Origin of the sequence: Streptomyces hirsutus (assembly GCF_001418415.1) — a bacterium.
Taxonomy (GTDB): Bacteria; Actinomycetota; Actinomycetes; order Streptomycetales; family Streptomycetaceae; genus Streptomyces; species Streptomyces hirsutus.
This window is the reverse complement of record NZ_LIQT01000568.1, coordinates 1-10,920: the sequence shown is the minus strand read 5'-3', so window position 1 is coordinate 10,920 and position 10,920 is coordinate 1. Positions and strand designations below refer to the sequence as shown.

The 10,920-nt window shown below is 73.2% G+C and carries 13 protein-coding genes; 4 read left to right on the top strand and 9 right to left on the bottom strand.

What is annotated here, in order from left to right:
* A partial coding sequence (locus tag AOK11_RS34600; protein WP_240497606.1) for a YsnF/AvaK domain-containing protein occupies positions 1-453 on the top strand: 453 nt, incomplete at its 5' end.
* A 34-nt stretch (positions 454-487) separates the two neighbouring features.
* Here AOK11_RS34600 and AOK11_RS34595 read toward each other — a convergent pair.
* Positions 488-1,537, bottom strand: coding sequence for an LLM class flavin-dependent oxidoreductase (locus AOK11_RS34595; RefSeq protein ID WP_055597618.1), 1,050 nt, complete (start codon positions 1,535-1,537; stop codon positions 488-490).
* 34 nt (positions 1,538-1,571) lie between these two features.
* Positions 1,572-1,901, bottom strand: a complete 330-nt coding sequence (locus tag AOK11_RS34590; protein WP_055597617.1) for a BBE domain-containing protein — start codon at positions 1,899-1,901, stop codon at positions 1,572-1,574.
* A 98-nt stretch (positions 1,902-1,999) separates the two neighbouring features.
* On the opposite strand from AOK11_RS34590, the gene AOK11_RS34585 reads away from it, so the two are divergent.
* Positions 2,000-2,491, top strand: coding sequence for a phosphatase domain-containing protein (locus AOK11_RS34585; RefSeq protein WP_055597616.1), 492 nt, complete (start codon positions 2,000-2,002; stop codon positions 2,489-2,491).
* Between the two features lie 95 nt (positions 2,492-2,586).
* Here AOK11_RS34585 and AOK11_RS34580 read toward each other — a convergent pair whose 3' ends face one another.
* From AOK11_RS34580 to egtA, 5 genes are all read right to left on the bottom strand, one after another.
* Positions 2,587-2,802: a dodecin gene (locus tag AOK11_RS34580; protein WP_055597615.1), complete on the bottom strand. Its 216-nt coding sequence runs from the start codon at positions 2,800-2,802 to the stop codon at positions 2,587-2,589.
* 495 nt (positions 2,803-3,297) lie between these two features.
* Positions 3,298-4,260, bottom strand: a complete 963-nt coding sequence (gene egtD / locus AOK11_RS34575) for an L-histidine N(alpha)-methyltransferase (protein WP_055597614.1) — start codon at positions 4,258-4,260, stop codon at positions 3,298-3,300.
* The gene (gene egtC / locus AOK11_RS34570) at positions 4,257-5,075 is read right to left on the bottom strand and encodes an ergothioneine biosynthesis protein EgtC (protein ID WP_055597613.1); all 819 of its coding nucleotides are present in this window, start codon (positions 5,073-5,075) and stop codon (positions 4,257-4,259) included. Before egtC ends, egtD begins: the two co-directional genes overlap by 4 nt.
* Entirely contained in the window at positions 5,075-6,391 is a 1,317-nt protein-coding gene (gene egtB, locus AOK11_RS34565; protein WP_055597612.1) for an ergothioneine biosynthesis protein EgtB, read from the bottom strand. The genes egtC and egtB overlap by 1 nt, the downstream gene beginning before the upstream one ends.
* Positions 6,388-7,761 carry an ergothioneine biosynthesis glutamate--cysteine ligase EgtA gene (gene egtA, locus AOK11_RS34560; protein WP_079035267.1) on the bottom strand — a complete coding sequence of 458 codons (1,374 nt, stop codon included), beginning with the start codon at positions 7,759-7,761 and terminating at the stop codon, positions 6,388-6,390. The genes egtB and egtA overlap by 4 nt, the downstream gene beginning before the upstream one ends.
* 331 nt (positions 7,762-8,092) lie before the next feature.
* On the opposite strand from egtA, the gene AOK11_RS34555 reads away from it, so the two are divergent.
* Positions 8,093-9,055 (top strand): TIGR02452 family protein, encoded by a 963-nt coding sequence (locus AOK11_RS34555; RefSeq protein WP_055597611.1) that lies wholly within the window; start codon positions 8,093-8,095, stop codon positions 9,053-9,055.
* A 27-nt stretch (positions 9,056-9,082) separates the two neighbouring features.
* On the opposite strand, the gene AOK11_RS34550 is transcribed toward AOK11_RS34555, so the two are convergent.
* Together AOK11_RS34550 and AOK11_RS34545 are read right to left on the bottom strand one after the other, a co-directional pair.
* On the bottom strand, positions 9,083-9,529 hold the full coding sequence (locus AOK11_RS34550; protein WP_055597610.1) for a type II toxin-antitoxin system PemK/MazF family toxin: 447 nt from the start codon (positions 9,527-9,529) through the stop codon (positions 9,083-9,085).
* 126 nt (positions 9,530-9,655) lie between these two features.
* Positions 9,656-10,084: a pyridoxamine 5'-phosphate oxidase family protein gene (locus AOK11_RS34545; RefSeq protein ID WP_055597609.1), complete on the bottom strand. Its 429-nt coding sequence runs from the start codon at positions 10,082-10,084 to the stop codon at positions 9,656-9,658.
* A gap of 198 nt (positions 10,085-10,282) precedes the next feature.
* On the opposite strand from AOK11_RS34545, the gene AOK11_RS34540 reads away from it, so the two are divergent.
* A complete protein-coding gene (locus tag AOK11_RS34540; RefSeq protein WP_055597608.1) occupies positions 10,283-10,822 on the top strand; it encodes a cysteine hydrolase family protein in 540 nt (179 codons plus the stop codon).
* Positions 10,823-10,920: the final 98 nt, after the last annotated feature.

Here is a 10,920-nt window from a genome sequence, read left to right as displayed (position 1 = left end):
GCCGGCGTGCGGGCAGGACAGGGCGCCGAGTCCATGACGCGCATGGAGGAGGAGATGCATGTTCGCGTCGAGCGGCGCGAGACCGGACGGGCCAAGCTTCACAAGTACGTCGTGACGGAGGACGTCGAACAGACCGTGCCCGTGCGCCATGAGGAGGTACGCGTGGTGCGTGAGCCGATCACGGAGGCCGAACGCGAGGCCGCCCTGTCCGGCGCCGAGATAGGCGAGGCCGACTACGAGGTCATCCTGCATGAGGAGCGGCCCGTCGTGGAGACCAGGGCGGTACCCGTCGAGCGGGTGCGGCTGACCATGGAGGAACGTACCGAGAACGAGACCGTACGGGGCCGCGTCCGCAAGGAGCGCATCGAGAGCGAGGGCGTTCCGGAGGCCACCCTGCGACGGGACGACGCCGCCGGACGGGGCCGCGACGTTCCACGCCGGGGCCGCACATGAGCGGAGGGCGCAGCGTGCGCGCCGGTGGGTCCGCTCACCGGCGCGCCGCGCCGTCGTCCCCCGTGTCCGCGGGATCCGTGGGCCCGGCGAGGCCGGTCAGGGCGGCGAGCCGCCGGTAGGAGTCCAGCAGGGCCGTACGGTCGTGGGTGCTGGTGGTGACGAGGACCTCCTGGGCGTCCGTCTCCTTCAGCACCCTCTCCAGCTCGCCGGCCACCTGTTCCTCGGTGCCGGCGATGTGGCCGCCGAGCCCGGACTCGTACAGGTCGCGTTCCCTGGCCGTCATGGTGAACGACTCGACGCGCTCGGCGGGCGGCAGCGGCGGGAAGGTGCCGCGGGTCCGGGAATGCGCCATCGACCAGGCCTCCGGGATCAGCAGCCGGCGGGCCTCTTCGGGCGTGTCCGCCACAGCGACCGTCCCGGAGATCACCACGTACGGCTCGCTCGCCCAGACGGACGGGCGGAAGTGCTCCCGGTAGCGGTCGATGCCGCGCCGCATCCGGTCCCGGCCGCGAAGGTCGCCGATGACCATGGGCAGGCCCGCGCGGGCGGCGATCGTCGCGCCCTCGCCCATGGCCAGCACGAACGGCGGCACGGCCAGGCCCTCGGCCGGCCGGGCGTGCACTCCGGTGGGGGAGGTGCCGCGGAACCAGCCGAGCAGCTCGTCGATCTGGGCGCCGAAGTCCTCGGCGTCGTCCTTGCCACGTCCCAGGGCCTTGCGCACCCCGTCGGTGAAGCCGACGGAGCGGCCCAGGCCCATATCGACGCGCCCGGGGAAAAGCGACTCCAGTACCCCGAACTGCTCGGCCACGACGAGCGGTTGATGATTGGGCAGCATGACCCCGCCGGTGCCGACGCGGATCGTCCGGGTCGCCGCGGCGACGGCGGCGGCCAGTACGGTCGGCGCGGAGCCGGCGACTCCGGGCACGCCGTGGTGCTCCGAGACCCAGAAGCGGTGGTAGCCGAGCTCCTCCAGCTCCCGCGCCAGGCGCACGGTGTCGCGCAGCGCCTCGGGACCGCTGTGTCCCTCGCGGGTGCGGGAGCGGTCGAGGACGGAGAAGCGGGCCGAGGCGATCACAGGGCTCATACGAGGTTCAACACCTGCCGGGCCCGGCGATTCCTCACGGCGCGATGTTGTGGTCGAGGCGGAACAGGTTCCCCGGGTCGTAACGCCGTTTCACGGCGACCAGCCGGGCGTGGTTGTCCCGGTAGTTCGCCCGGACGCGGTCCCGGTCGTCACCGTCCATGAAGTTCACGTAGCCCCCGCCCATGGCATGCGGCTCGAGCGCCCGGTGGAAGGCCCGCACCCATCCCTGGTGCGTCTCGCAGTCCTCCCGGGTGGTGAGGGTCGGGCTCAGCGCGATCGCGTAGTCGGCGTCCCGGTAGGAGAACGCGGTGTCCTCGGGGGCGACCCGGTGGCAGGCGCCGTCCAGCGGGAAGACGACCGTCACGCTCTGGACGGAGGGGGTCGTGGGACGTCTTCCGCGCGGGACGGCGGAGGCTCTCCTCGGTGACCGAGGGAGCCGACCTCGGGCCTAGGCTGGGCGGCGTGACCAACCGTGACAAGCGTCCGCTCGCCGTGTTCGACCTGGACAACACCCTCGCCGACACCGCGCACCGGCAGCGGTACCTGGAGCGCAGGCCGCGCGACTGGGACGCCTTCTTCGCCGCCGCGCCCGCGGACGGGCCCCTCGCGGAGGGCATCGCGCTGGTGCACGAGAGTGCGCGGGAGTGCGGGATCGTCTACCTCACCGGACGCCCCGAGCGCTGCCGGCGCGACACGCTGGACTGGCTGGCCGCCCAGGGGCTGCCCGAAGGGCCGTTGTACATGCGGGGCGACGCCGACCGGAGGCCCGCCCGGTACACCAAGCTCGCGATCCTGCGCCGTCTCGCCCGCACCCGGGAGATCCGGGTGCTCGTGGACGACGACGAACTGGTCTGCGCGGACGCCCGGCGGGCGGGGTTCACCGTGGTGCACGCGCGCTGGGCGGCCCCGTCGGGGGAGCTGAAGGCGGCACAGCAGCGGGAGGGGCGGACCTGACGTCCGCCCCTCCCGCTCCCCTCCGGGTGTGCACGGCTCCCGTGCCGTGAACGCGCCCGGCCGCTCGCGGCCGCCTCCGTGGGCGGGCGGGTGGCTCAGGTCGGCTCGTCCAGGCGGAACCCGACCTTCAGGCCCACCTGCCAGTGCGCGATGCGGCCCTCCTCGAGCTGGCCGCGCACCTGGGTCACCTCGAACCAGTCCAGATTGCGCAGGGTCTGCGAGGCGCGCTCGACGCCGTTGCGGACGGCCTGTTCCACGCTGTCGGGTGACGTGCCGACGATCTCCGTGACCCGGTAGGTGTGGTTGGACATGTGGGTGCTCCTCTCGCCGGCGGCTCCCACCGGTACGAGGGCCGCCTCCTGTGTCGCACGTCACTCCACGGTGCCCCAAGCGGTGGCCGAGCGCGAGATGTCGGGCCCCGCGCCCGGTCCGGCGCCCACGGCCCGCGCACCGTCCGGGCCGGCTGTTCAGGGTCCGTGGCGTTCCGGGGTCCGTGCGGCCTGTGCGTCGACGGGGACCGCTGCCTGCGTCGGGTGGCACAGGACCTCGCGGACCGGCGCAACGCAGCACCGCCCCTCACGGCCCGGCTCGCGACAGGCGACTTCGACAAGGCGTCGCTCGCCGAAGGACTGCGGCGCGGGGCGGCAGCGCCGGCTGAACCGGCCGGTGCCGCCGCCCGCCGTGCGGTCCGGCACCGTTGTGGCGCCGGACCTTGGCCCTGCCCGTGGGACAGCGAACCGTGTCCGGGAAGGCCCCGGTGAGGCGAGGGACCCGGTGACCCCGGGCCCTCGCCGCGGCCCGTCCCGTCAGCGCGCCACGCTCAGCGACAGCGCGAACCGTCCCTCCTCGTCCGTCCACCACCGGGCCGACTCCAGCCCGGCGGCGTCCAGTTCCTCCCGTACGCGCTCCTTGCGGAACTTCGCCGAGACCTCGGTGCGCAGGTCCTCGCCCGCGCCGAAAACGACGGCGAGATCGAGCGCCGGGATCTTCACCGTCTGCCGGTCGCGCGAGCGCAGGCGCATCTCGATCCACTCGTGTTCGGCGTCCCACACGGCCACATGGTCGAAGGCGGCCGGATCGAAGTCGGCGCCCAGCTCCCGGTTGATGACGGTCAGGACGTTCTTGTTGAACGCGGCCGTCACCCCGGCCGCGTCGTCGTACGCCCGGACCAGCACCTTCTCGTCCTTGACCAGGTCCGTGCCGAGGAGCAGCGCGTCCCCGGGGGCGAGCATCGCCCGTACGGAGGCCAGGAAGGCGGCCCGCTCGGCGGGCAGCAGATTGCCGATCGTGCCGCCGAGGAACGCCACCAGGCGCGGTCCCGGGGTGCCGGGCAGCGTCATGTGGCTGGTGAAGTCGTCGACCAGGGCGTGCACGTTCAGCCCCGGCCGCTCGGCGGCGAGTGCCCGGCCCGCCAGGGTCAGGGCGCTCTCGCTGACGTCGACGGGCACGTACGTGTGCAGCCCGGTCAGGGCGTCGAGCAGATGACGGGTCTTCTCCGAGGAGCCGGAGCCCAGTTCGATGAGGGTACGGGCACCGGACGCCTCGGCGATCTCCCCGGAGCGGGCGAGCAGGATCTCGCGCTCGGCACGCGTCGGGTAGTACTCGGGCAGCCCGGTGATCTCCTCGAACAGCTCACTGCCCCGCGCGTCGTAGAACCACTTCGGCGGCAGCGTCCTGGGGCTGCCGGTCAGGCCCTGGAGGACGTCGGCGCGCAGGGCGGAGTCGGTGGCGTCCTCGGGCAGGGTGCGGGTGAGACGGAACGGACTCACGTGCGGGGCTCCTTCGGTGGTTCCGGTGTGTGCGGTGCCGGTGCGGCGGTGTCCGCCAGGGCGTCGCCCGGCTCCTTGAGCGGGGTGAGCAGCACGTCCGTGCGGCTCGCGGCCAGCAGGGTGCGGTCGGGGACCTCGCACCAGTGCGGATCGTCGTCGTACGGCTCGGAGGCCACGACGGTGCCACCGCCCGGCCGGGCGAGGTACCACAGCGTGTCGCCCCACGCGGTCGCGGTGATCGTGTCGCCCTGGGTGAGCACCAGGTTGAGCCGGGACGCGGGGGCCGCCGCGGCGACCTCCAGCACGGTGTCGGCCAGCGCCTGCCCCTCCTCGTCCCCGGCCCGCAGTCTGGCGAGCACCAGGGCCCACACGAACGCCGAGTCGCTGCGGGCCTCGAGCGACAGCACGTCCTCGGGCGGCAGGGTCGTCACGAGCGGCGCGAGCGTGCCCGGCCAGCCCCGCACGGCCCCGTTGTGGCTGAACAGCCAGGCTCCCGCGGCGAACGGCGCCGCCGCGGCCTCGCCGTCCGCCCCCGCCAGGGTCGCGTCCCGTACGGCCGCGAGCAGCGCCGGGGTGCGGACGACCCGGGCCAGATCGGCGAACGACGGATCTCCCCAGATCGGCCCCGCCCCGCGGTACCGGGCCGGTACCGGGTCCCCCGGCGCGTACCAGCCCACCCCGAAACCGTCGGCGTTGACGGTCCCGTACCGCTGGTGCCGGGGCGCCCACGACTGGCGGTACAGCCCGTGCGGCGGGTCCACGAGGAGCCGGCCGAGCGGCTCCTCGGGCCCCACGTACGCGATGTGACGGCACATCAGACGCTCTCCGAGCGGGCCGTGCGGAACCCGGAGAAGATCTGCCGCCGGACCGGATGGTCCCAGTTGCGGAACGTGCCCCGGCAGGCCACCGCGTCCACCGCGAACGAACCGCCGCGCAGCACCTTGTACCCGGTCCCGAAGAACACCTCCGAGTACTCCTTGTACGGGAATGCCCTGAACCCCGAGTAGGGCAGGAAGTCGCTGGACGTCCACTCCCACACGTCGCCGATCAACTGACGCACCCCGAGCGGCGACTCGCCGGCCGGATAGCTGCCCGCGGGCGCGGGCCGCAGGTGGCGCTGGCCGAGGTTGGCGTGCTCCGGGCCGGGATCGGCGTCGCCCCAGGGATAGCGCGCCGAGCGGTCGCCGGCCGGGTCGTGCCGGGCGGCCTTCTCCCACTCGGCCTCGGTGGGCAGTCGGCGCCCGGCCCAGCGGGCGTACGCGTCCGCCTCGTACCAGCACACGTGCAGCACCGGCTCGTCGGGCGGCACGGCCTCGGTCGCGCCGAAGCGACGCCGCAGCCACCGCCCGCCGTCCCGGCGCCAGAAGAGCGGGGCGGTGACGGAGTTGCGGCGGATGTGGGCCCAGCCCTCCGCGGTCCACCAGCGCGGCTCGTCGTAGCCGCCGTCCTCGATGAACGCCTGGTACGCCGCGTTCGTCACCGGCGTTGTGTCGATGTGGAACGGCGCCACCTCGCGCCGGTGCGCCGGACGTTCGTTGTCCAGCGCCCACGGCTCGTCCGAGGTGCCCATGGTGAACGGGCCGCCCGGGACGAGCACTTCGGACGGGCCGGTGAACAAGGGCACCGGCTGCGGGTCCGGGGCCGTCAGAGCCTGCGGGCCGCTGCGCAGCTGATGGGTGATCAGCATCGTCTCGTCGTGCTGCTGTTCGTGCTGCGCGACCATCCCGAAGGCGAACCCCGCCTCGGTCAGCCGCTCGCCGTGGAACGCGGTGCTCTCGAGCACGTCCAGTGCCCGGCCGCGCACGTCCGAGACGTAGCGGCGAGCCTCCTCGGGAGGCAGCAGCGGCAGCTTCGGCCGCTCGGCACGCGGGTGCTCGAAGGCGTCGTAGACGCTGTCGATCTCGGGCCGTATCGCCTCCTGCCCGCCGACGGCCCGCAGCAGCCACTGTTCCTCCTGGTTGCCTATGTGGGCGAGGTCCCACACCAGCGGCGACATCAGCGGCGAGTGCTGCGCGGTGAGATCGGGCCCGTCGATGCAGCTGGTCAGCAGGGTGGTCCGGTCGCGCGCGGTGATCAGCGAGGCGACCGCGCGCTCGCGCAGGGCTTCGGCGTCGAGGGCGGGGTCGGTCATGAGGAGATGTCCTTCCCGTGCGGATGCGCTCCGCGCGCGTGCGGGCCGGGGGCGTTGGGAGTGCCGGGAGCGCTGTGGGGGTGCGTGCCCGGTGTGCCGTCGGCTCCGGCGCGCCGGGCGTCGAGCAGGTCGTCGGCCGGGCAGCGGCCGCGGGCGACATAGCGGTCCTGGTACGCCGCCACCGCGTCCACGACCTCGGCCGTGGCACCGAGTCCGGGCAGGGCCCGCAGCGCCGCCGAGAAGCAGAGGGCGGCCACCTCGCGCAGCTCCGGGTCGGCCAGGCCGCCACGGGCAGCGTCCCGCCACAGCGGGTTGTGCGGCGCGGGCATGCCATGGGTCCGTTCGGCCAGCGGCTTCACGGCGCGGTAGGCCGTCTCGGAGGCCTCCGGATCGTCGAACAGCGCCGTCGCCACGGCCAGCGGCACGATCCAGCCGTGGTCACCGGGCTGCGCGTCGATCATCCGCAGCTCCAGATGACCGCGCGGCCTGACCGGTGGGAACAGCGTCGTGACGTGGTAGTCGAGGTCCTCCCGGGTGGGTGCCCTCGGCACCCCGGACCTGGTCCACTCGCGGAAGGTCAGCCCGTCCGGCACGTCCCACGGCCCGCTGTCCTGCCGTATGCACATCACCGGCGCGTCCAGGACGTGCCGGGTCCAGGCGCCGCGCGGATCGGCGTCCAGCACGGGGCCGCCCGCGCGGCCGGTGCCGATCTGAGCCCAGCGCAGCTGCCGGGTGGACAGCCAGCCGGTGGGCCGGTGCCCGGCCAGCGGGGAGTTGGCGAACGCGGCCACCAGCACCGCGCCCAGCTGGTGCGCCAGCCACCAGCGCCGCACATGACCGAGGGTGCCGGGTTCCTCGTACCCGGCGTCCAGGCACACCTGCACGGAGGCCGAGGTGCACATCATGGCGCGGCCGGCGGGGCCGGTGCGGTCGAGACAGGCCTCCATGGCGTCGTAGCGCGGTTCGCGCAGGAACCGGCGCGGTGTGTGCCAGGGGTCGTGGCCGAAGCCGACGAGGCCGAGACCGTCTTCGCGGAGTACCGCGCGGACGGCGTCGAGGTCGGCGCGGACGGTGCCGACGCACTCCATGAGGGAGGCGGCGGGCTGCGAGCTGAGCTCCAGCTGGCCTCCGGGTTCGACGGTGAGCGCCGAGTTCAGGGGCACGGTCCGCAGAGCGGCGTAGGCCGCTTCGAGTCGTTCGGACGTCACGGGGAGCTGCGGGGCCCGCAGCTCGTGGACCAGCCATTCCACCTCCACACCGAGGCGGCGCGGTGGTCCGGTCTTGAAGCAGATGCCCCGTACGAGGGCCTCCACTTCGGCTTCGGTGACGGCGGGGCGTGGCTCGATACAGCCATTTGCCGAATCGGACATGTGGGAATCCTCCTGAGATACCACCATGTCGCCGGCCCGGGGTCTTTTGCCGGGCAGGCATCAACTCGTCCAGCCAAAACCCTCACGACGTCCGGCACAAGGGCGCCTGGCGGGCGCTCCGGGCCGGTAATCTCTCCTCCCCGCCCGTTTCCGAGGGCTTTTCCCTCGCCTCCCGGGCCTTCCGCGGGGGGAAAACTCCGTTGCGTCGTCCCCTCAGCATCGCTCACGATGCTTCCATGAGCACGACGGGGGAAAGATCGGGCGACCTGCCGGCGAAGACCACGGGGGCGATCGCGGGGCGCGCGGTCACGGCGCGTACGGGGGTCGCGGCGTGAGCGCGCGTCTGCGCGGCATCGCGCGGGAGACCGAGCGGATCGTGGCGTCGGGAGGCTACCGCGCTGCGGCCGACGGCCACGAGGTGCGCCTGGCGGCGGCGGTCGGGGCCGCGCAGGACGGTACGCGGATGTACGGGCCGAAGCCGCTGCGGGTGCGGGTCCCGGCACATGTGCCGGTGCCGGCTCTCGCCCCGTTCGCGGCTCCGGTGCGCCCTTCGGGGCCGGCGCCGGACCGGGACCCGGCTCCAGGCGGCGGCGGGCCCCCGTCCTCGTCCTTCCGGCCGGTGGGGGCCCGCATCGAGGTCACCGGGGAGAGCAGCCTGGAGGCCGCGCGCCGGCTCACGGGAGAGGGGGACGGCACGCACGGCGTTCCCGCGGTGCTGAATTTCGCCTCCGCGCGCAATCCCGGTGGCGGCTATCTCAACGGTGCCCAGGCACAGGAAGAGGCGCTGTGCCGAGCCTCCGCCCTGTACGTCTGCCTGTTGCGGGCAGCCGAGTTCTACGATCACCACCGGACGCACCGCGACCCGTTCTACACCGATCGTGTGATCCACTCGCCCGCCGTGCCCGTCTTCCGCGACGATCGCGGCCGGCTCCTCGACGCGCCGTTCCCCGTCGGCTTCCTCACCTCGGCCGCGCCGAACGCCGGCGTGATCCTGCGGACCGCACCGGAGCGCGCGCCCGAGCTGCCCCACGCCCTGGCGGTCAGGGCGGAGAGGGTGCTGGAGACCGCCGTCGCCCACGGCTACCGGCGGCTGGTGCTGGGCGCCTGGGGCTGCGGGGTCTTCCGGAACGACCCCACGCAGGTGGCGGCCGCGTTCCGGGCGCTGCTGGAGCCGGGCGGACGGTTCGCCGGAGCGTTCGAGCACGTGGTGTTCGGGATTCTGGACCGGACACGCGGAAGCGAGGTCCGCACGGCGTTCGAGCGGACCTTCGCGGACCTGGCGCCGGCTTCTTGAGGGACCGGGCAGCCGATCGGGTGAGGGTCAGTTCCAGCCGTACCGCTCGCGCAGCCGGTGACGCACCAGGTTGAACCGCATCCGGTCCAGGGCGCACGCCTCGCGGCGCATGCCGTCCTCGTGCAGCCGCAGCACCCGGTCGACGGCGACCCACGAATCGCGGCCCGAGCGGTCCCACGGCCCGCTCCCGATGGGCACCCAGTCCCGGTCCCCGTTGCGCTGCTTGCTCGACAGCTGCACCGCGAGGAAGGTCCCGGCCGGCTCCCGCGCGACCACGAGTACCGGACGGTCCTTGCCCCGGCCGTCGTTCTCCTCGTAGGGCACCCAGGTCCAGACTATTTCCCCCGGGTCGGGGTCACCGTCGTGTTCGGGCGAGTATTCCGTGCGTACCCGGCCCACCTCGCCGGGCTCGGCCTCCGTGGTGGCGGTGGGGCCGAGGCGGCCGGGGACTTCATCAGTGCTGTACTCGGTCACAGGCCGTACCGTACGGGACGCCACCGGGACCGTGATCGACTGCCGTGCCCGGCAAGGGCGTCGTACGGTTCCCGGCGGACGTGGCGCACGGGGCGCACGTGGTGGAAGGGCCGTGCGGTGGAAGGGTCACGCTGTGCCGTGCACGCGCGCACCCGCGAGTTCCCTGCCCGAGACCATCCCGGCCTCGATCCGTACGAACACCCCGTCCCGCATCGGCATCCAGGAATCGGGACCGGTCCGCAGCAGCCGCTCGTGCTCGGCGGGATCGGTCACCACCGCGGCCCGGCCCGTGACCACCACGCTCCATCCGGCCCGGTGCTCGGCATGGAACTCGTCGGCCTCGAAGGCCACCACGACCCCGTCGATCGCACGCACCAGGTCGGAGTCCCGCGAGGTGCACAGCAGCACGGAGGAGTCGGTGTCCAGGGAGAAATTGACGGGCAGGACGGCGGGCAGCGCCTGCCGGGTGTACACGACGCGACCGACCGGCGCCTTGGCCAGCAGGCGCAGGCACTCCTGGCGCTCGAGTGCACGGAAACCATCGCTCTGGAACATCAGTCCATGGTCGGGGGTCGATCCCGGCCGGGCTAGGGCCAGACGGCCCTGATGAGCCACCGGCGTCCGGAGAGCGGGTGTCGGTGCGTGAAAACGGTACGGGTGGGTACCCCGGGGGCCGGTGGGGTCCGGCAGGGACGGCCGGGCCCTGCCGTCGGATCCTGTTCGAGTGGGGGTGGCCAAAGGGGAACCGGTGGCATGGGCGATACCGCGCTGATCGTCATCGACATGATCAACACCTATGACCACCCGGACGCCGAGCTGCTGATGCCGTCCGCGGAGTCGGTCGTACCGGTCATCTCGGGCCTGCTGGACCGGGCGCGGCAGCGGGACGTCCCGGTGATCTACGTCAACGACAACTTCGGAGAGTGGCGGTCGCACCACGGTGAGCTGCTCGACAAGGCGCTCGCAGGGCCCCATGCGCACCTCGTCGAACCACTGCGGCCGACCGACTCCTCACTCTTCGTGGTCAAGGCCCGCCACTCGATCTTCTTCGAGACGCCGCTGCACTATCTCCTCCACGAGCAGGGCGTCGACCGGCTCGTCCTGTGCGGCCAGGTGACGGAGCAGTGTGTGCTGTACTCCGCGCTGGACGCCCACATCCGCCACCTCGACGTGGTGGTCCCGCGTGACGCCGTCGCCCATATACACGCCGACCTGGCGAATGCCGCCCTGCGGATGATGGAACGCAACATGAACGCACACGTGTGCGACAGCGGCGACCTGTGGGCGGAGTGACGGCGCCGGTCGTCTCGTCGACGCGGGGCCAGGACGTGTCGCCCCGCGCGACACTGGCCGTATGGCGCGTACCCCAGGCCCTCCCGCTGCTTCCTCCC

Coding starts and splice junctions, on each gene's coding strand:
- egtA (WP_079035267.1), bottom strand. CDS start 7,761: ATGTCCGATTCGGCAAATGGCTGTATCGAGCCACGCCCCGCCGTCACC.
- egtB (WP_055597612.1), bottom strand. CDS start 6,391: ATGACCGACCCCGCCCTCGACGCCGAAGCCCTGCGCGAGCGCGCGGTC.
- AOK11_RS34545 (WP_055597609.1), bottom strand. CDS start 10,084: ATGTTCCAGAGCGATGGTTTCCGTGCACTCGAGCGCCAGGAGTGCCTG.
- AOK11_RS34540 (WP_055597608.1), top strand. CDS start 10,283: ATGGGCGATACCGCGCTGATCGTCATCGACATGATCAACACCTATGAC.
- AOK11_RS34580 (WP_055597615.1), bottom strand. CDS start 2,802: ATGTCCAACCACACCTACCGGGTCACGGAGATCGTCGGCACGTCACCC.
- egtC (WP_055597613.1), bottom strand. CDS start 5,075: ATGTGCCGTCACATCGCGTACGTGGGGCCCGAGGAGCCGCTCGGCCGG.
- AOK11_RS34595 (WP_055597618.1), bottom strand. CDS start 1,537: ATGAGCCCTGTGATCGCCTCGGCCCGCTTCTCCGTCCTCGACCGCTCC.